The organism is Pseudomonas sp. S2_H10, from assembly GCF_054668285.1.
Genome location: NZ_CP162754.1, coordinates 6163309 through 6182248, shown reverse-complemented (window position 1 = coordinate 6182248; position 18940 = coordinate 6163309). Strand labels below are relative to the sequence as shown.

The following is an 18940-nucleotide window of genomic DNA, read 5'->3' as shown; positions in this document are numbered from 1 at the left end:
GTGGTCATGGACAAGAGATATTCAGGGAAGCGTCCCGAAAAGATGGCGTTGGCCAAAGGCCTGACGGCGGTGGCGATGATCGCGGTACTGAGCGCCTGTGGCGTCACCGACCGGGTCGGCAAACGGGTCGACGATACGTGGGCCGGCGACATGCTGTTCGACGACAACGAAAAAGTCATCCTGACCTCCGACGGCGGCAATCAGCTCAATCCCGACGCGTCCGGCACGCCGCTTTCGGTGGTGCTGCGCGTTTACCAGCTGACATCGCTGGAGCGCTTTGCCTCGGTGGATGCCGACTCGCTGTGGGACGACCCGCAAAAAGCCCTCGGCAACACCCTGATCGAGAACCGCGAAATCACCTTGTTGCCGGGTATGGGCCAGGTCGACAAGTGGCCGCTGAACAAGGCCGCAGGTTATGTCGGCGTCGCGGCTTTTTTCCGCAACGACGAGAACAGCCGCTGGAAGGTCGCGTTTGATGCCAACTCGCTGCGCAAGGACGGCATCTGGTTTTCTTCCGATGGTCTGCGCGTGCTGGTGGACAACAACACGGTCAGCGCCGTCAGCGGCGTCGACGTGCTGAACAAACCCAAGACCGAAGAGCAGCTCGCCAAGGCCTCCGCCCTGCCCGACCAACCGGCCCAGCCAACGCTGACCCAACGGGTTCAGGACGCGGTGATTGAAAAAGCCCAGGACAAGGCTGCCGGCTCCGCGCAAAAAGCCGTGGACTCGAAATTGAATTCAATATTGGAAAGCGCTCAATGAGTAAGCAAAGCCGGGTGATGTGGTCCGAAGGCATGTTCCTTTTGCCACAACATTTCCAGTATCAGGATGAGTTCCATCAGCATCAACTGGCGCAGGCGACCCTGCGCAACACGCCTTTTCACTGGGGCGTGCAGTTGCTGGAAGTGGACGAGGAAGCCCTCGCCACCGGCTCCCTGCAACTCAAGCGGCTGAAACTGGTGTTTCCCGACGGCAGCCTGTTCGACGCGCCGCAGCACGATCCGTTGCCCGCAGCCCGTGACTTGAAGGATTTGCTCAAGGGTAACGACCTGAAGGTCTACGCCGCGCTGAAGCTGCCTGAGCCTTTCGGCCTGAACTACGTCGAGGACGGTCAGGAGCAGAAGACCGGGCGGCGCTTTCGCAAGCAGTTCGATACCTTGCCGGACCTCAACGAGGGCGATCTGGAAAACGAAATCACCAGCCTGCGCCTGAACGTGGTGATGCTGATCGACGGCGACAACCTCGATGGCTACACCTGGTGCCCGATTGCCCGGCTGTCGCGCAACAACATCGGCGGTTTCAACCTCGACGGGCATTTCGTGCACCCGACGCTGCACCTGGGCACCCACGACACCCTGATCGGCCTGGGCAAGCGTCTGCTCGGTGCCTTGCAATCCAAGAGCAAGGCCCTCTCGGGCCGTCGTCGTGAACGCGCCGACCAGATCGCCGAGTTCGGCTCCAGCGACGTGACCCTGTTCTGGCTGTTGAACACGGTGAACCGTGCCTACCCGGCCCTGGCGCACTTGCTTGCGCACCCGCGTTTGCACCCGGAGCGTTTGTATCTGTTCCTGGCCGAACTCGCCGGCGGCTTGCTGACGTTCTCGCTGGACACCCAGCTCAACGACATCCCCGAGTACGACCACCACGACCCGGCGGTCTCGCTGGTCAAGCTCGACGAAATGATTCGCGTGCTGCTCGACAACGTGGTGCCGAACCAGTGCGTGGTGATCAACCTGACCCAGACCAAGCCTTCGTACTGGCAAGGGCAACTGCACGACCCACGGCTGGCCGAGGCCGACTTCTACATCTCCGTGCACGCCGACATGCCGGGCGCAAGCCTGCTGGAACTGGTGCCACGGGCGTTCAAGGTCGGCTCGCCGGAAGACATCGAGGTGGTGGTCAACAGCGCCATGCCAGGCGTGACCCTCAATCATTCGACGCGCATGCCCAATGCGATTCCGGTGCGACTGGACAATCACTACTTCTCCATCGAACCCCATGGCCGGGTCTATGAGCGAATGATGAGTGCCCAGGCCATCTCCTTCTATGCGCCCAGCGCGTTCACCAACCTCAAGCTTGAACTGATGGCGGTACTCAAATGACCGAAGCCGTAATGCAAGGCGCCGTTGCCGCCGCCCGTGAAAAACCGACGCTCAAAGACCTGGTGCAGGATTTCATCAGCATGGCGCTGATCGTGCGCAAGGGCCGCCAGGTGACATCGGTCAGCGCCTTCGAGGCGAGCGTCGACACCTTCTTCAAGGCACTGGAGCGCGATGCCCGCGGCGCCAACTACAGCGTCGAGCAGGTGAAAGACACCCAGTACGCCCTGTGTGCCTTCCTCGATGAAAGCGTGTTGCGCTCCGGGGACAACGAATTGCGTCGGCACTTTGAATTGCAGCCGTTGCAGTTCCGCTATTTCGGCGTGCACCTGGCCGGCGAAGGCTTCTTCGAGAAAATCGATGCACTGCGCGGCGACGTCAAACAGAACCTCGATGTGCTCGAGGTTTACCACCTGTGCCTGGCCCTGGGTTTCGAAGGCAAGTTCAGCCTCGGGCAAAAGGATCAGCTGCGTTACCTGGCCAATACCCTGGGCCAGGACATCGCGCGTTTTCGCAAGACGCCCAAGGCCCTCTCGCCTGACTGGGCGTTGCCCGACCAGGTTTCGCAGATGCTGCGCCATGAAGTTCCCCTGTGGCTCTACCTGGCGCTGATTGCGCTGGTCTGCGCGGGTGTCTACCTGACGCTGGACTGGCTGCTGGGCAAAGACGTAGCCGCGTTGTCCGAACAAATCAGCCAGCTGTTCAGTGCCTGAAAACAGGTCAGGTAATCGAGTCAGGAAGACATGAAGACATTATTGCGTTCGTTGAAGAGTTTTTGGTTCCTCGTCCCCGCGCTGTGGCTGGCGAGCCTGGCCGTCTGCTGGTTCGTTGCGCCGCACGTGAGTTGGCTGCGCGGTTATGCGCCGGAGGCGATGGCGATCGTCAGCGCCTTCTACCTGCTGATCATTGTGCTGCGTCAGTACAAACGTATCCGCGCCGAGCACAACCTCGAAAACCTGGTGCAGATCGAAGTCGATCGTTCACTCAAATCCGCCGGTGAATTCCGCGATCAGCAAGTGCTGCGCGAACGCCTCAAGCACGCCATCGCCATGCTGCGCGCCGACCGCTCGGCCGGTGGCGGCGGTTCGTCGGCACTTTACGATTTGCCGTGGTATCTGGTGATCGGCATGTCGGCAGCGGGCAAGACCTCGTTGCTGACCCGCTCCGGCCTGTCCGCCAGCATTGCCAGCAGCGCCAACGACACACAAAGCGGTACCCAGCATTGCGATTGGTATTTCAGCCCCGAGGCCGTGATGATCGATACGGCCGGCCGCTACCTGCGTGACGACCCGTCGGCCAGCGAGTTCGCCGCCTTCCTGCGCATGCTGAAAAAGCAGCGCAGCAAGGCTGCGGTCAACGGACTGGTGTTGGTGGTGAGCCTGCCCGAACTGCTGGCGTGCAGCGCGGCAGAGCGCAACGAACTGGCCGCGCAACTGGTGTCGCGCATCGAGGAATACAACGATTGCCTGGACGCCAACCCACCGATCTACCTGATGTTGAGCAAGACCGATCAACTGCCGGGCTTCAGCCAGGCGTTCGAAGGCCTGGACCTGAACGAGCGCCAGCAACCGCTGGGCATGACCTTCGGTTTGTCCGAGATCCGCAACCAGGGCCTGCGCCCGGTGCTGGATGCCAAGCTGGCCAACCTGCACAGCCATATCCGTCGTCACGTCGACGCGCAGATGATTGCGCTGGGCGCCGATGCCAACAGCGCGCTGCTGAATTTCCCGAACTATTTCGCCGAGCTGTCGGGCGTGCTGGAGCAGTTCCTCCAGCACTTCGCCGAGACCGGTCGCAGCGGTGCGCCACTGTTGCTGCGCGGGCTGTATTTCACCAGCGCTTTGCAGACCGACCAGCAACTGAGCCAGGTATATGAAGACGATCTGGCCGAGTCGTTCGCATTGCAACCGGAGCATGAGCAACCGGAACCAAGCAGCGGCAGGAAAATCAGCGACCGCAGCTACTTCATCACCGATACGTTCCGCCGGGTGATCTTCCCGGACCGTGACCTGACCCTTTATCAGTCGCGGTTCGGCAAGAACAAATCCGCCAGCCCTGCCCTGCTGGGCCTGGCGGTGCTGGCCGGTGTTGCGTTCATTGGCTGGCAAGCCCTGTCGTTCCAGAACAACCGTCAGTGGCTGGCCACATTGCGCGAGCAACTGAGCGAGCTGCAGCAATCCCCGGACCGTGCCGGGCTGCTCGCCTCGGGCCAGGGCCTGGAGCTGCTGCGCGAGCAACTCTCGGCCATCGAGAAGCACCGTGCCAAAGGCGTACCGCTGCAGCTCGGTGCCGGCCTCTATCGTGGTGACGACATCTACCGCGTCGCGCAGACCGCCTACTTGCAGCAACTGCGCACCCAGGCGCTGGAGCCCGTCACCCTGCAACTGCAATTGCAGATGCGTGCCTTCAATGAGTTCGCCAAGACCATGGATGCGCAGAACAACTTTGCGCCTGCGCCGCCCAGGGCCGAATCAGCCAAGGCCCGTGCACAGGGCCTGAAACTGCCAACCCGCTTGAACAGCTTGCCGCGCAGTAGCGGTGATGTCGCCAGTCGCCTGACCGGTGCAGCCAAGGGAACAGCCACCAAGGCCCGCAGCGACGCATTGGCCGCACTGCGCAACCCGGCCACGGCGAGCGATGCCGCGGACCTGTCGGCGACCACCGGCGGGCTGTCGTTGTCCGAAGAAATGCTCGGGCGACTGGATGAGCGCCAGGTCGCGTCCATCATCGAGTCCTACAACGCCCTCAAGCTCTACCTGATGCTCACGCAACCGGGCACCCATCCGGACCCGGAGTTCGTCGGCGCTGCACTGCCGGTGGCCTGGGCCAATTCCGCCAGTGCCGACAATCCTGTCAGCAGCACGGTCATCGAGGACAACTCGCCGGTGTACGTGCAGTTGCTCAAGAATGGCCAGGCACCGACCTTGTCGCGCAACGAGCAACTCATCAGCGAAACCCGCAACAGCCTCAAGTCGTTCATGATTTCCAGCTCGCTGGTGGACCGTGAATACCTGCGTCTGCAACTGGAATCCAGCCGTCAGTTCCCGGCCGTCGGCTTGAGCGACCTGGTGCCGATGCCCGGCCGCCAATTGCTGTACGGCAGCGAGGCGGTCCCGGCGATTTTCACCCGCCAGGGCTGGGAACAGTTCGTCAAGCCCGAGCTGATCAAGCTGGTGTCGGGCAACCTGCAAAACGAATCGGACTGGGTGCTCGATGGTGAAGGCGGCGACAGCATCGTGCAGAAAGCCAACTTCATCCGTGAGTTCATGACGCGCTACAAGCGCGACTACACCCAGGCCTGGTACACCTTCATCGACAGCGTCGGCGTTCGTCATTTCACCGACATGGCCAATGCGACCCAGCAGTTGTCGCTGCTCAGCGACGTGCAGAACTCGCCGGTGAAAATCCTCCTGGCGACGGTCAACGACAACACCCAATGGGACGTCCCGGCCCCGCGCGAAACCCTGCCGACGGGCATCAAGCCCGATGACGGATTCTGGAGCAGCGTGACCGGGATCTTCGACGGCAAGAACACCTCGCCAGGCGCGCTGATTTCGCCTTTGCCGGCAGTCGACGACGGCAGCCTGGCCAAGCGCTTCGAACCGGTATCGCGAGTGTTTGCGGTGCAGAACGCCGAAGGCGCCGACAGCACGATCATGGACCGCTACCTCGCGGCCTTGCGCAAGCTCAAGGTGCGGATGAACAACATCCAGCGCTCCCAGGACGTGGGTAAAAGCAGCAAGCAGTTGATCAGCGAAACCCTCGAAGGTCTGCCAAGCGAAGTGACCAGCGTGCGCAACTATGTCGAGACCACGGTCGACACCAGCCAGGGCGGCCTGTCCACTTCGTTGCAGGGCCTGTTCAGCCTGCCGATCCAGTTTGCCTGGGAAACCCTGCGCGACCCGGCCGGCCAGCAGATTGCCAAGGCCTGGGCGCAGCAGATCGCCAAGCCCTGGGAGCAGGTCATGGCGCACCGTTACCCGATTGCACCGGGCAGCCGCAATGAAGCCTCGGTCAAGGATCTGCAGCGTTTCGTCGACCCGAAATCCGGCTTGCTGCCGAACTTCAAGCGCAACGAAATCGGCAACCTGTCCGGTGGCGAAGGCCTGGGGATGAGCAGCAATAGCAAGGCAACGCCGCTGGTCAACCCGAACATGGTCAACAGCATCGACAAGGCCAGCTCGTTGGGCCAGGTGATCGCCAGCCTGTCGGACCGCGACAACGGCTTCGAGATCATGCTCGAGCCCTCCGCCAACCTCACCGACATCATCTTCACCCTCGATGGCCAGGAGCAGCACTACCGTAACGGCAAGACCAGCTGGAGCCGCTTCTCGTGGCCCGGCACGACCACCACGCCGGGCGCCCGCCTGGATGTGGTGACCCTGACCGGCGAGCGCATCACGGTGTTCGACTACCCGGGCCGCTGGGGCCTGCTGCGCATGAACGACAGCGCACGGGTCAGCGATCTGGACGGCATCCAGCAACGCTTCAGCTGGAACACCGGCAGCGGCCCGGTCAGCCTCGCCGTGCGCAACTACGGCGGCGTCAAGTTGACCGACCTGGCCAACGTCAAGGCATTGAGCGCGCTCAACGCCAAAGAAGGTCAAGCGTTGTGAGCCGTTGCAACTTGAACCGGGAAACCGGCCAATGATCGGCTGCTTCGGCAAGGTGCCCGCGAGCCCGGACTTCGTCAGCCTGCAAGGTGCGGGCGACGACGTCTGCGAGTTCGACAGCTGGCTGCAGGGGGCGCTCGCCGCTCTGCAGCATCGCGAAGACTGGCGCGAGCTGTTCGACGGGTTGCCGCTGTGTTTTTTCAGCTACCGCGCACGCAGCGGCAACTGGTTGCTGGGCGGGCTGATCAGCTCGAGGGACTCGAGTGGCCGGCGCTATCCGTTCTTCATTTTCCAGACCCTCAAGGCCAGCGAAGCCGAGCCTCTGGTCAATCCGTTCACCCTCGGCGAACTGTTCAGCGGGCAGATCCGGCCGTTGCTGCACATGGCCGTCCAGGGTGAAAGCACTTCGGTGCTGTTCGAACGCATCAAGGCCCTGCGCCCGCTGCAAGGACAGGACTTCGAGTTGTTCCGGCGCGTGCATGACAAGTTCCTGGTGAACTTCAACCTGCGCGATATCGCTTGCGCGCTCCAGGGCACCTACCCGGAGTTCGTCACCAATGCCGTACTGACGCGCCTTCAGGCACTCAAGAGGCATCTGGATCACGCAACGCCGATCGGCATCGCCCTGCCCTTGCCGGCGGAAAGAGGCTTGAAAAACCCGACCGCAGACTTGTGGGTCACCTGGCTGACACACATGACCCCGGAGCGCGCCGTGCCGCAGATCAGCCTGCTGGCGGACGACTTCATGCGTCCCCGGCTGATCTGCTTTGCCTCACGCAATACCAGCGCTGCCTATCGCCTGCTGACCGGCATCCATGAGCGCTCGCAGAGCTATGACGTGCTGGCGTCCTTCGATGCCTTCGACGAGCACCACCGCAACCACGCCTTTCCCGAAATCGACCGCCCGCTGGGTGACGTTATCGACCGTTTTGTCGATGCCCTGGATTCGAAGTCCGTATGAACAAGATCAAGTATTACTTCTTGCGCTATCAGCCCTACATTCTCGGGGTGTGCTTTTTCCTCACGATCTTCGTGGTGTGGGGCATCGGACGCGCGTTCGACTTCAGTTCGCTCAACAGCCTGCTGACCGGCATCGGGGTGTTCCTGGTGCTGTCCGCCGGCTACGTGCTGCTGCTTTATCGGGGCGTGTCCCGGCATCACAACCTCGAAGGGCTGCTGCGCGACGATGCCGACCAGGCCGTGTTGAACGCGAGCCCGGCAGACCGCGAGGAAGTCAGCCTGTTGCGCGAGCGCCTGTTGCAGAGCATCGAACGCCTGCACAGCAACAAGCCCCGGGGCAGCAACCCCAAGGATGCGCTGTACGCCCTGCCCTGGTACCTGGTGGTCGGGCAGCCGGCGGCGGGCAAGAGCACCATGCTCTACCAGTCGGGCCTCAATTTCCCCTATGCCGAGCGCGAGGGTGTGCGGGTCGCAGGTCTGGGTGGCACGCGCAACTGTGACTGGTTCTTCAGCTCTGAAGCGGTCCTGCTGGATACCGCCGGGCGCTACATGAACAACCAGGAAGAGGCCGGCAAATGGCGCGCATTCCTGCAACTGCTGCGCCAGCATCGCCAGCGCCGGCCACTCAACGGCCTGATCGTCACCGTCAGCATCCACGACATCCTGCAAACCTCGCTCGACGATCAGGAGCGCATCGCCAAGCGCCTGCGCGAACGCATCCAGGAAACCCATGCCCTGCTGGAAGTGCGCCTGCCGGTGTACCTGGTGTTCACCAAGTGCGACCTGGTGCCGGGTTTCGCACCCTTCTATCGTCAACTGGACGAAACCGCCCGTGGCGAAGTGATGGGCAAGACCTTCTCCCACAAAGGCTATGAACAGGCCAACTGGGCGCAGCGCTTTGGCGTTGCGATGGACGAGCTGGTCAGCTACTGGCAACAGGTGGCGAGCCAGCAGCTGGTCTCGCAAGACATCCAGATCACCCGGCAGGATTCGGCGGTGTATCGGTTCCCGCTGGAACTGGCGGCGCTCAAGCCACGGCTGCAACTGTTCGTCGATGCCCTGTTGCGCGCCAATCCCTATCAAAGTGCCGAACTGCTGCGCGGCTTCTATTTCACCAGCGCCCTCGATGCCGACCAGCCGGAACTGGGTGGCCACGCGCGCCAGGTGACAGAGCGCTTCTCCCTGGAAGGCGATCGGGAGATCGCCAACGGCAACGCGCAACCGCGCCCGTTGTTCATCAACAGTCTGTTCCGCAAGGTCATCATTCCCGACCAGCACCTGGTGGCGCTGTACACCACCAACCACCGCGAGCGTCGCCGTCGGGCGGCCTGGATCGGCGGTGCCGGACTGGTCGCCGTGGTGCTGTGCAGCCTGTTGGGCTGGTCGTATGCGAACAACAAAAACACCTTGCAGAGTCTGTCGACAGAGTTGACCCAAGCGGCCGCCGATGACCGCGCCGCCACCGGCCAGTACACCGCTTGGCAAACCCTGGACCGCCTGCGCTTCTGGACTGCCGATTACTATGCGCATCACCACGACCAGGGTGTGCCGTTGCGCATGCGCCTGGGGCTCTATCAGGGCCACAAGGTGGAGCCACTGGTGCGCAGCCGCTATTTCGAGCGCCTGGAAAGCGTGATGCTCAAGCCCACCGCCGACAACCTGACCCGCTCGTTGTATTTGCTGACCACCCTCAAGGTCTATCAGCGCAATGCCAAGGAACTGATGCCAGTGACCGGCGTGGACAGCGTCGAACCCAAGGCCCTGCCGAACGACAACCGGGCGCAGTCCATCGCCGCTTTCGGCAAGGCGACGCTGGACACCTACGTCATGCTCTCGCGTGCCCAGCGGGAAAAGGCCGACCCTGCGTTCCTGAAAGCGAAAATCCCGGATTACTGGTACCCGGCGATTGCCCGCCAGGTCGGCAACGCCAGTGTCGCCGCCTCGGACTTTGAGTTCGCCAGCCGCCAGATCAATTTCTACAGCGATCAGATCCACCAGCCAGACGTGCCACGGATCCTCGACAACGCGTTCCTGATCTCCAGCTCGCGCAACTACATCAACAGCCTGCTGACCCAATCGTTGCGCTCGATCGAAACCATCACGCTGGAGTCGGACACCTTGTTCGCTTTCGCCCGTGCGGACTTCCAGAGCCTCAAGACTGAAGGTCAAAGCCAGCTCAGTGCGATCGCCGGCAAGCTGCTCAGCACCCCCAACATCGGCAAGATCATCATCGCCGGGCACGCCGACCAACTCGGCGACCCGCAGGGCAACCTGCAGGTTTCCAAACAGCGGGCGCAAACCATCAAGACCTACCTGGTGGGCAAAGGCGTACCCGGCGAGCTGGTGGAAGCCGTCGGCGAAGGCAGCAACAAGCCCTTGGTCAAGTGCGACATGCAGCAACCCAGGGCCCAGTTGATCCACTGCCTGGAACCTAACCGGCGGGTAGAAATCGAAGTGCGCGCACTCAACTGAGCCTGCGCGCCCTGTGAAGAAATACCGGCATCCGGGTCATCTCGACGAGAGGCCCGGGCTGGCATAAGACACCTCTGTTGATCGATTCAAAGAGGTTAAAACGAAGGGCTGTGACCTGCTCGCAGGTGACATCCCTTTAAATGAAGGTAAGGAGAATATAGAAATGGCATTTGACGCATACATCCAGATCGACGGCATTCCAGGTGAAGTTCTGGACGACAAACACAAGGATTGGATCGAAGTGCTGGGCTACGAGTACGGCGCAACCCAAGCGACTTCCGCGACGGCCAGCTCTTCGGGCGGCGCTTCGTCGGAGCGTGTTGCGTTGAGCGACTTCAAGATCCGCAAAGCCGTGGACAAGGCTTCGGCCAAGCTGTTCGAACACTGCTGCAATGGCAAGCACATCTCCAAGATCCAGTTGAACGTGAACCGCGCCGGTGGCGACAAGGTGACCTACCTGACCATCAACCTGGAAGAAGTCGTGGTGTCGTCCGTGAAAGCGCTCGCTGGCGGCAACCAGAGCGGTGAAGACAAGGCCGTAGGCGATCTGCCGATCGAAGAAATCAGCTTCAACTTCGCTCGCATCAAGACCACCTACACCCAGCAGAGCCGTGCCGATGGCCAGGGCGGCGGTAACGTCACCGGTGGTTGGGATCGCACCGCGAACAAGGTTTTCGCATAACACCGTGGTAATGACGGGCCGCGCACGCGGCTCGTTTTCGGCACCGTGCCTGCCCGGCGGGCGCGGTGTTCTTTAGTCTGATCAGAGTTTCCCATGTCTGAATTTCTCAACGACCTTTCGCTGGCCGAACTGACCGCGCCCATCAATGAGGGGAGCGGCGAAGACCTGAGCTTTTCCACCTTGTTCGATCAGGTGAAAGAAGCCCGGCGAGCAGACCCCGATTATTTGACCCAGGGTGACTGGCAAACCGATCTGAAGTCCTCCGACTGGGATCTGACCCTCACCCTGGCAGCCCAGGGCCTGGCTCGACAGAGCAAGGACCTGATGCTCGTCGCCTGGCTCAGCGAAGCCCTGGCGCACAAGTACCATTTCACCGGCATCACCTTCGGCCTGACCCTGGCCGAACGCCTGCTGGACAATTTCTGGGCCGGCCTCTTCCCTTCCCTCGAGGATGGGGTCGATGAACGCGCTGCCCGTCTGGCGTGGATGAAAACGACCCTGGCGGATGTCGTGGGCGGACTGCCCATCACCCAGGGCCAGCAGTACGGCCTGCTGCGTTACGACGAATCCCGGCACGTCGAAAACCTTGGTTTGCAGAACCCCCAGGCCATGCGCGCCGCCCTCGACGAAGGCAAGATCAACGCCGAGGTGTTCCAGCGTTCGGTGGTGCTGACCGACTCCGATCACCTGCGCCTCAAGGCCGGCGAAATAGCCGCCAGTCTCAATGCGTGCCAACAACTGCAAAGCACCGCCGACAGGCTGTTCGGTCATGACGCGCCAAGCTTCGCCGGGCTCCATGACGTGTTGTCCCGCGCCGGCCAACTGGCCGAGAAACTGCTCAAGGACCGCGGCATCGAACTGCACCCGGCCCCTGTCGCCCCCACCCCGACCGTCGCCGAAAGCGCCGGCGCACAACCTGCAGGTGCGGCAATGACCCAGACCCGGCAAGACACTCCCGTCACACCACTGCGCACCACCCCGCAAACCCGCGACGAGGCGTTCACCCTGCTGGCGGGCATCGCGCAATTCTTCAAGCAGACCGAACCCCAGAGCCCCGTGCCCTACCTGATCGAACGCGCGATCAAATGGGGCAACATGCCGCTCGAGGGTTGGCTGAATGATGTGATCAAGGACAGCAATGTGGTGGACAACATTCGTGATGTGCTGGGGACGAAGGACGCGAAGTCCTGATGGCCATCAGGTAACGCCATCCCCTTCCTTCTAGCCCACCTTGAAAGATCAATAGATAACCTGTGGCGAGGGAGCTTGTCGGATCGCCGCACCGTCCCGCTGGGGCGCGAAGCGGCCCCCCCCCAAAAAAAGGTTCATCACGGATTACCGGGAAACTGTAGGAGCCGGCTTGCCGGCGATGGACTCAAGTGCAGCGCGTTTATCCAGTTCACACACGTTATCGTTGACGACCATCGCGAGCAGGCTCGCACAGAAGAGCACTACATAGTCCTCCCCGGGCGACCAGCAAGTGCTCGTGAAGCAACTCTTTGAGTAATCGAGTTGCACTTCAAAACCCATCTCGCTAACCTTCGTCCCGTCGCTGCCAATTCAGCGAACGGGTGTGGTAGCCCGGTTTCTTCATAGACCCAGAACGCCTCAGGGCGTTTTTTTGTGCTGGCTGCTTTGTGGCGGCTGTGCATGGGAGGCTTCGGCCTGCCGGGTTCCTATGACCGGTCTACCACCCTGTGTACAGCCGTCTCCCTATTTTGCGTGGTAGCGGATGGGGAGAGGCTCACTTCATAGGAGCTTCACAATGATAAAACCAACTCCGAATCCCCCTGAAACGGACGGTCAGATCGACTCCGATTCCGAACACTCATCCCGCAAGCCTGCAGCGGCCACGCGACGTCCAAGCCCAATCTTCACCATCGCCCCCAACGTCAACAATGAAACCCTTCTGGTTCACGCCTGTGAAACCCTTGCTTCAGCCAGTGTCATGGCCAGTGAACTGGCGTTTATCCTTTCTGGCCCAAAATGCAATTTGGCGCTGGGGATTCAACAGATGATTGCCTTGGCAGAGTTGTCGGTGAACCGAGTGCTGGATCAGGTAGATCCGCAGTAGCGGGCGAGGGCATTTTTGGGTTCTTCACGCAATCCCGGGAAAGGCAGATAACGCAACACCTGTAGGAGCTGGCTTGTCGGGTCGCCGCATCGTGGCGATGGACTCAAGTGCAGTGCGTTTATCCAGTTTTCACGCGTTATCGTTAACGACCATCGCCAGCAAGCCGGCTCCTACAGTTCCCCGGGATTCCGTGAAGAACCAAAAAAAGGACTGCTGCGCAGTCCAACGGGAGCAAGCTCCCTCGCCACAGATATAGCGTTCGCCCCCTCCTCAACAGCATATCCCCCCACCCGGCGTAAACCTGTTCCCGCCGTTTGTCCGCTGCTGCCCGCGGCGCGAACTTTTACCTGCCATCCAGCCAGAAACTCCGTTCGGGGACTTGCGTCATCGGTATTATGGTATACCATCAGACGCACAGACACCCAAAACCTCTACGGAGCAGCTCATGAGTTTCGAAATCCGCAAGATCGTCAGCTATGTCGAAGAAACCTTTATTGAAGGCGGCAAAGCCACCGATAAGCCCGTGACCATGGTCGGTCTGGCCGTGGTGATGAAAAACCCCTGGCTGGGCAACGGTTTCGTCGAAGACCTGAAACCACAGATCCGCGCCAACTGCTCCGACCTCGGCGCGCTGATGGTCGAGCGCCTGGTGGGCATCATTGGCGGTGCCGAGAAGATCGAGGCTTATGGCAAGGCTGCGGTGGTCGGCGCCGATGGCGAGATCGAGCACGCTTCGGCGGTGATCCACACCCTGCGCTTCGGCAACCATTACCGTGAAGCGGTCAAGGCCAAGAGCTACCTGAGCTTCACCAACAAGCGCGGCGGCCCGGGCACTTCGATCCAGATCCCGATGATGCACAAGGACGACGAAGGCCTGCGCTCGCACTACATCACCCTGGAAATGCAGATCGAAGACGCACCGCGTGCCGACGAAATCGTCGTGGTCCTGGGTTGCGCCGACGGCGGCCGCCTGCACCCGCGCATCGGCAACCGCTACATCGACCTGGAAGAACTGGCCGCCGAAAAAGCCCAGTAACCGCCCAGCAGAACGACAACAAGAAGGCATTGCAGGAGCGCTCCATGATTCGGCTCACCGCTGAACTCACCCCGGCTGGCACCAGTTACCTGGCGACCGGCCAAGGCCAGCCCGTGGTCTTGATCCACGGCGTGGGCCTGAACAAAGAAATGTGGGGCGGCCAGATCGTTGGCCTGGCCACGAACTACCGCGTCATCGCCTACGACATGCTCGGCCATGGCGCCAGTCCGCGCCCTGAGAGCGGCACGCCGCTGCTCGGTTATGCCGACCAGTTGCTGGAGCTGCTCGACCACCTGCAATTGCCCAAGGCAACGGTGATCGGCTTTTCCATGGGCGGGCTGGTGGCGCGGGCGTTTGCCCTGCACTACCCGCAACGCCTGGAAGGCCTGGTGGTACTCAACAGCGTGTTCAACCGCAGCGCCGAACAGCGCGCCGGGGTCATCGCCCGCACCAGCCAGGCAGCCGAACACGGGCCGGATGCCAACGCCGAAGCGGCGCTGTCGCGCTGGTTCAGCCGTGAATACCAGGCCGCGAACCCGGCGCAGATCGCCGCGATTCGCCAGACCCTGGCCGGTAATGACCCGCAGGGTTACCTGACCACTTACGAACTGTTCGCCACCCAGGACATGTACCGCGCCGACGACCTGGCCAGCATCCGGGTGCCGACGCTGATCGCCACCGGCGAGCTGGACCCCGGTTCGACCCCGGAAATGGCCAGGCAACTGGCCGAACGCATTCCCGGTGCGACCGTTGCCGTCCTTGCCGAGCAACGGCATATGATGCCCGTAGAATCGCCACGCCTGGTCAACCAGCTGTTGCTGGAGTTTCTGCAGGCCGCGCACTCCCAACAAAACCAGATCAAGGGGATCGTTGCATGACACTCGCACGCTTCCAGATGTGCATCGGCGGTGAATGGGTCGATGCCCTGTCCGGCAAGACCTTCGAAAGCCTCAACCCGGCGTTGGCCGAGCCTTGGGCGGAACTGCCCGATGCCGACGAAGCCGATGTCGAGCGCGCCGTACAGGCTGCGCAAACCGCTTTCGACAGCCCGGCCTGGCGCGGCTTGACCGCCACCGCGCGCGGCAAATTGCTGCGACGCCTGGGCGACCTGATCGCCGAGAACAAGGAACAACTGGCGCAGCTGGAAAGCCGCGACAACGGCAAGCTGATCCGCGAAACCCGTGGCCAGGTCGGCTATCTGCCGGAGTTCTTCCACTACACCGCAGGCCTGGCCGACAAGCTCGAAGGCGGCACCCTGCCGCTGGACAAGCCGGACCTGTTTGCCTACACCGTGCACGAGGCCATGGGCGTGGTCGCCGCGATCATTCCGTGGAACAGCCCGCTGTACCTGACGGCGATCAAACTGGCCCCGGCCCTCGCGGCGGGCAACACCATCGTGATCAAGCCGTCCGAGCACGCTTCGGCGACCATTCTCGAACTGGCGCGCCTGGCGCTGGAAGCCGGGATTCCGCCGGGGGTGGTCAACGTCGTCACCGGCTACGGCCCGAGCACCGGCGCCGCCCTCACCCGCCATCCGCTGATCCGCAAGATCGCCTTCACCGGCGGTGCGGCCACGGCGCGGCATGTGGTGCGCAGCAGTGCGGAGAACTTCGCCAAGCTGTCGCTGGAACTGGGCGGCAAATCGCCGAACATCATTTTCGCCGACGCCGACCTCGACAGTGCGATCAACGGCGCCATCGCCGGGATCTATGCCGCCTCCGGGCAGAGCTGCGTGTCCGGTTCGCGCCTGCTGGTGCAGGACGAGATCTACGACGAGTTCGTCGGCCGCCTGGTGGAACGCGCCAAGCGCATCCGCATCGGCAACCCGCAGGAAGACAGCAGCGAAATGGGCCCGATGGCCACCGCGCAGCAACTGGCCGTGGTCGAAGGCCTGGTCGCCGACGCGATTGCCGAAGGTGCGCGCCTGCGCCTGGGGGGCAAGCGTCCGGAGAATCTGGGCGACGGCTGGTTCTACGAGCCGACGCTGTTCGAGTGCGACCGCAACTCGATGAAGATCATGCAGGAAGAAGTGTTCGGTCCGGTGGCCTCGGTCATCCGTTTCAAGGACGAAGCCGAAGCGCTGGCGATCGCCAACGACTCGCAGTTCGGCCTCGCCGCCGGCATCTGGACCCGCGACCTCGGCCGCGCCCATCGCCTGGCCCGGGACGTGCGTTCGGGGATCATCTGGGTCAACACCTACCGCGCGGTCTCGGCCATGGCGCCGATCGGCGGCTTCAAGAACAGCGGCTATGGACGCGAAAGCGGCATCGATTCGGTGCTGGCCTACACCGAGCTGAAAACGGTGTGGATCAACCTGTCCCAGGCACCGATGCCTGATCCCTTCGTGATGCGCTAGGAGTCCTGGAAAATGATCGAACCCGGCATTTACAAAGACGTGATGAGCTCGTTCCCCTCCGGGGTCACGGTGGTCACCACCCTCGACCCGGACGGCGGCATCGTCGGCATCACCGCCAGTGCCTTCAGTGCATTGTCGATTGATCCAGCACTGGTGCTGTTCTGCCCCAACTACGGCTCCGACACCTACCCGGTGCTGCGCGACAGCAAGCAGTTCGCGATTCATTTGCTGTCCGCCGAGCAGACCGCCGAAGCCTATGCCTTCGCCGGCAAAGGCAAGGACAAGGCCAAAGGCATCGAGTGGCATTTGAGCGATCTGGGTAACCCGATCCTCGCCAAGGCCACGGCGATCATCGAGTGCGAACTGTGGCGCGAATACGACGGCGGCGATCACGCGATCATCGTCGGCGCGGTGAAGAACCTGATCCTGCCCGCGCAACCGGTGACGCCGATGATCTATCACAAAGGCAAGCTGGGGCCGCTGCCCACCCTGGCCTGATGGATCTACACAATCCCCCTGTGGGAGCCAATCCCTTGTGGGAGCCAATCCCTTGTGGGAGCGAGCTTGCTCGCGATGACGGACTGACATTCAACATGTATGTCGACTGATACACCGCTATCGCGAGCAAGCTCGCTCCCACAGGTACTGCACAGACAGATGAATTTTCATTCTTTCCAGGAGCCGGCATGAGCCCAGCAGCTTCGTTACTGTTCCGCCAACAGGCCTACATCAATGGCCAATGGCTGGACGCGCCGGATGGCGCCTGTCAGGACATCTTCAACCCGGCCACCGGCGAGTTGATCGGCCGGGTGCCGAACCTCGGTGCCGAGCACGCGCGCCTGGCCATCGACGCCGCCAACAAGGCCTGGCCGGCCTGGCGCGCACTGACCGCCAAGGAACGCAGCAACCTGCTCAAGCGCTGGCATGCACTGATGCTGGAAAACGCCGACGCCCTGGCCGAGATCCTCACCCTCGAACAAGGCAAGCCACTGGCTGAGGCCAAGGGTGAAATCCTCTATGCCGCAAGCTTCATCGAGTGGTTCGCCGAAGAGGCCAAGCGCATCTACGGCGACACCATTCCCAGCCACAAGGGCGATGCGCGCATCGTCGTCAGCAAGGAGCCGATTGGCGTGGTCGCGGCCATCACCCCGTGGAACTTCCCGGCGGCGATGATCACCCGCAAGGCCGGCCCGGCACTGGCTGCCGGATGCCCGTGCATCGTCAAACCGGCGCCGGAAACGCCGTTCTCGGCACTGGCCATGGCCGCGCTGGCGGAACAGGCCGGCATTCCGCCGGGCATCTTCAACGTGATTACCGGCGACGCCATCACCATAGGCGCCGAGCTGACCGCCAGCCCGCAGGTGCGCAAACTGTCGTTCACCGGCTCCACCGCCATCGGCAAGCTGCTGATGGCCCAGTGCGCGCCGACCCTGAAAAAAGTCTCGCTGGAACTGGGCGGCAACGCGCCGTTCATTGTCTTCGATGACGCCGATCTGGAGCGTGCCGTTGACGGCGCGCTGATCGCCAAATTCCGCAATGCCGGGCAGACCTGCGTCTGCGTCAACCGCTTCCTGGTGCAGGACGGCATCCACGACGCCTTTGTTACGCGTTTGGCCGAGCGGGTTTCGCAGCTCAAGGTCGGCAGCGGTTTCGATGATGGCGTCACCCAAGGACCGCTGATCAACGAGCGCGCCGTGGCCAAGGTCGAAGACCACTTGCAAGACGCCCTCGCCCACGGCGCCCGGCTGCTGTGCGGCGGCGAACGCCATGCACTGGGCAACGGCTTCTTCCAGCCGACCGTGCTCACAGGCGTCACCACGCAGATGAAAGTCGCCCGGGATGAAACCTTTGGTCCGTTGGCCGCCGTGTTCCGCTTCGACAGCGAAGCCCAGGCCATCGAAATGGCCAACGACACCGAATTCGGCCTCGCCGCCTACTGCTACACCCGCGACCTGGGCCGCGCCTGGCGCATGAGCGAGGCGCTGGAGTACGGCATGGTCGGGATCAACGAAGGGCTGATTTCCACCGAAGTCGCTCCGTTTGGCGGCATCAAGTCCTCGGGGCTGGGCCGTGAAGGGTCGAAGTACGGCATCGAGGATTACCTGGAACTCAAGTACACCTTGATGGGCGGGCTGTGAATGAATACCTGTAGGAGCCGGCTTGCTGGCGATGGCGTCTTCAAGTACGCCATCGCCAGCAAGCCGGCTCCTACAGATCGACGTCGAGATCCAGATCCCCCACGGGAGAGCATAAAAATGAACAACGAAAAATACCAAAAAGGCCTGAAGATCCGCACCCAGGTGCTGGGCGAGGCCTACGTCAACCGCTCCATCGAAAACGCCGACGACTTCACCCGGCCGCTGCAAGAGATGGTCACCGAGTATTGCTGGGGTCATGTCTGGGGTCGGGAGGGTCTGTCGCTCAAGGAGCGCAGCATGATCAACCTGGCGATGATCTCGGCGCTCAACCGGCCCCATGAACTCAAGCTGCATGTGCGCGGCGCCTTGCGTAACGGCCTGAGTCGTGAGCAAATACGCGAAATTCTGCTTCAGGTCGGCATATATTGCGGTGTTCCCGCTGCCGTGGACAGTTTCCGGCTCGCCCGAGAAGCCTTCGCCGAAGCCGATGCCGAGGCCTCCAGTTAACCC

15 protein-coding genes are annotated in these 18940 nt (G+C 62.2%); all 15 read left to right on the top strand.

The window, feature by feature from the left end; all coding sequences use genetic code 11:
* Positions 1-6 precede the first annotated feature (6 nt).
* The 15 genes from tssJ (at position 7) to AB4O16_RS27955 (ending at position 18937) form a co-directional block, all read left to right on the top strand.
* Entirely contained in the window at positions 7-762 is a 756-nt protein-coding gene (gene tssJ, locus AB4O16_RS28025; RefSeq protein WP_460156390.1) for a type VI secretion system lipoprotein TssJ, read from the top strand.
* Complete coding sequence (gene tssK, locus AB4O16_RS28020) at positions 759-2102, top strand: type VI secretion system baseplate subunit TssK (protein ID WP_460156389.1); 1344 nt, start codon at positions 759-761, stop codon at positions 2100-2102. The genes tssJ and tssK overlap by 4 nt, the downstream gene beginning before the upstream one ends.
* On the top strand, positions 2099-2812 hold the full coding sequence (gene icmH, locus AB4O16_RS28015; protein ID WP_460156388.1) for a type IVB secretion system protein IcmH/DotU: 714 nt from the start codon (positions 2099-2101) through the stop codon (positions 2810-2812). The genes tssK and icmH overlap by 4 nt, the downstream gene beginning before the upstream one ends.
* A 30-nt stretch (positions 2813-2842) precedes the next feature.
* The gene (locus AB4O16_RS28010) at positions 2843-6715 is read left to right on the top strand and encodes a type VI secretion protein IcmF/TssM N-terminal domain-containing protein (RefSeq protein WP_460156387.1); all 3873 of its coding nucleotides are present in this window, start codon (positions 2843-2845) and stop codon (positions 6713-6715) included.
* A gap of 31 nt (positions 6716-6746) precedes the next feature.
* Positions 6747-7673, top strand: a complete 927-nt coding sequence (gene tagF / locus AB4O16_RS28005; RefSeq protein WP_460156386.1) for a type VI secretion system-associated protein TagF — start codon at positions 6747-6749, stop codon at positions 7671-7673.
* The gene (gene tssM, locus AB4O16_RS28000; RefSeq protein WP_460156385.1) at positions 7670-10144 is read left to right on the top strand and encodes a type VI secretion system membrane subunit TssM; all 2475 of its coding nucleotides are present in this window, start codon (positions 7670-7672) and stop codon (positions 10142-10144) included. The genes tagF and tssM overlap by 4 nt, the downstream gene beginning before the upstream one ends.
* Positions 10145-10307: 163 nt before the next feature.
* Positions 10308-10826 carry an Hcp family type VI secretion system effector gene (locus tag AB4O16_RS27995; protein ID WP_160389460.1) on the top strand — a complete coding sequence of 173 codons (519 nt, stop codon included), beginning with the start codon at positions 10308-10310 and terminating at the stop codon, positions 10824-10826.
* A gap of 93 nt (positions 10827-10919) precedes the next feature.
* Positions 10920-12017, top strand: a complete 1098-nt coding sequence (gene tssA / locus AB4O16_RS27990) for a type VI secretion system protein TssA (RefSeq protein ID WP_460156384.1) — start codon at positions 10920-10922, stop codon at positions 12015-12017.
* Positions 12018-12591: 574 nt separating this feature from the next.
* Complete coding sequence (locus AB4O16_RS27985) at positions 12592-12900, top strand: DUF6124 family protein (RefSeq protein ID WP_178120766.1); 309 nt, start codon at positions 12592-12594, stop codon at positions 12898-12900.
* Positions 12901-13345: 445 nt separating this feature from the next.
* Positions 13346-13936, top strand: a complete 591-nt coding sequence (locus AB4O16_RS27980; RefSeq protein ID WP_007978708.1) for an amino acid synthesis family protein — start codon at positions 13346-13348, stop codon at positions 13934-13936.
* Positions 13937-13980: 44 nt separating this feature from the next.
* Positions 13981-14814: an alpha/beta fold hydrolase gene (locus AB4O16_RS27975; RefSeq protein WP_160389462.1), complete on the top strand. Its 834-nt coding sequence runs from the start codon at positions 13981-13983 to the stop codon at positions 14812-14814.
* Positions 14811-16292 carry an aldehyde dehydrogenase gene (locus tag AB4O16_RS27970; protein WP_460156383.1) on the top strand — a complete coding sequence of 494 codons (1482 nt, stop codon included), beginning with the start codon at positions 14811-14813 and terminating at the stop codon, positions 16290-16292. The genes AB4O16_RS27975 and AB4O16_RS27970 overlap by 4 nt, the downstream gene beginning before the upstream one ends.
* 12 nt (positions 16293-16304) lie before the next feature.
* Positions 16305-16790, top strand: coding sequence for a flavin reductase family protein (locus AB4O16_RS27965; RefSeq protein ID WP_110662724.1), 486 nt, complete (start codon positions 16305-16307; stop codon positions 16788-16790).
* 188 nt (positions 16791-16978) lie between these two features.
* Positions 16979-18430, top strand: a complete 1452-nt coding sequence (locus AB4O16_RS27960) for an NAD-dependent succinate-semialdehyde dehydrogenase (RefSeq protein ID WP_460156382.1) — start codon at positions 16979-16981, stop codon at positions 18428-18430.
* A 117-nt stretch (positions 18431-18547) separates the two neighbouring features.
* On the top strand, positions 18548-18937 hold the full coding sequence (locus AB4O16_RS27955; protein ID WP_460156381.1) for a carboxymuconolactone decarboxylase family protein: 390 nt from the start codon (positions 18548-18550) through the stop codon (positions 18935-18937).
* Positions 18938-18940: the final 3 nt, after the last annotated feature.

Coding starts and splice junctions, on each gene's coding strand:
- AB4O16_RS27965 (WP_110662724.1), top strand. CDS start 16,305: ATGATCGAACCCGGCATTTACAAAGACGTGATGAGCTCGTTCCCCTCC.
- AB4O16_RS27955 (WP_460156381.1), top strand. CDS start 18,548: ATGAACAACGAAAAATACCAAAAAGGCCTGAAGATCCGCACCCAGGTG.
- AB4O16_RS27995 (WP_160389460.1), top strand. CDS start 10,308: ATGGCATTTGACGCATACATCCAGATCGACGGCATTCCAGGTGAAGTT.
- tssK (WP_460156389.1), top strand. CDS start 759: ATGAGTAAGCAAAGCCGGGTGATGTGGTCCGAAGGCATGTTCCTTTTG.
- AB4O16_RS27980 (WP_007978708.1), top strand. CDS start 13,346: ATGAGTTTCGAAATCCGCAAGATCGTCAGCTATGTCGAAGAAACCTTT.
- AB4O16_RS27975 (WP_160389462.1), top strand. CDS start 13,981: ATGATTCGGCTCACCGCTGAACTCACCCCGGCTGGCACCAGTTACCTG.
- AB4O16_RS28010 (WP_460156387.1), top strand. CDS start 2,843: ATGAAGACATTATTGCGTTCGTTGAAGAGTTTTTGGTTCCTCGTCCCC.
- icmH (WP_460156388.1), top strand. CDS start 2,099: ATGACCGAAGCCGTAATGCAAGGCGCCGTTGCCGCCGCCCGTGAAAAA.
- tssM (WP_460156385.1), top strand. CDS start 7,670: ATGAACAAGATCAAGTATTACTTCTTGCGCTATCAGCCCTACATTCTC.
- tagF (WP_460156386.1), top strand. CDS start 6,747: ATGATCGGCTGCTTCGGCAAGGTGCCCGCGAGCCCGGACTTCGTCAGC.
- AB4O16_RS27985 (WP_178120766.1), top strand. CDS start 12,592: ATGATAAAACCAACTCCGAATCCCCCTGAAACGGACGGTCAGATCGAC.
- AB4O16_RS27960 (WP_460156382.1), top strand. CDS start 16,979: ATGAGCCCAGCAGCTTCGTTACTGTTCCGCCAACAGGCCTACATCAAT.
- AB4O16_RS27970 (WP_460156383.1), top strand. CDS start 14,811: ATGACACTCGCACGCTTCCAGATGTGCATCGGCGGTGAATGGGTCGAT.
- tssJ (WP_460156390.1), top strand. CDS start 7: ATGGACAAGAGATATTCAGGGAAGCGTCCCGAAAAGATGGCGTTGGCC.
- tssA (WP_460156384.1), top strand. CDS start 10,920: ATGTCTGAATTTCTCAACGACCTTTCGCTGGCCGAACTGACCGCGCCC.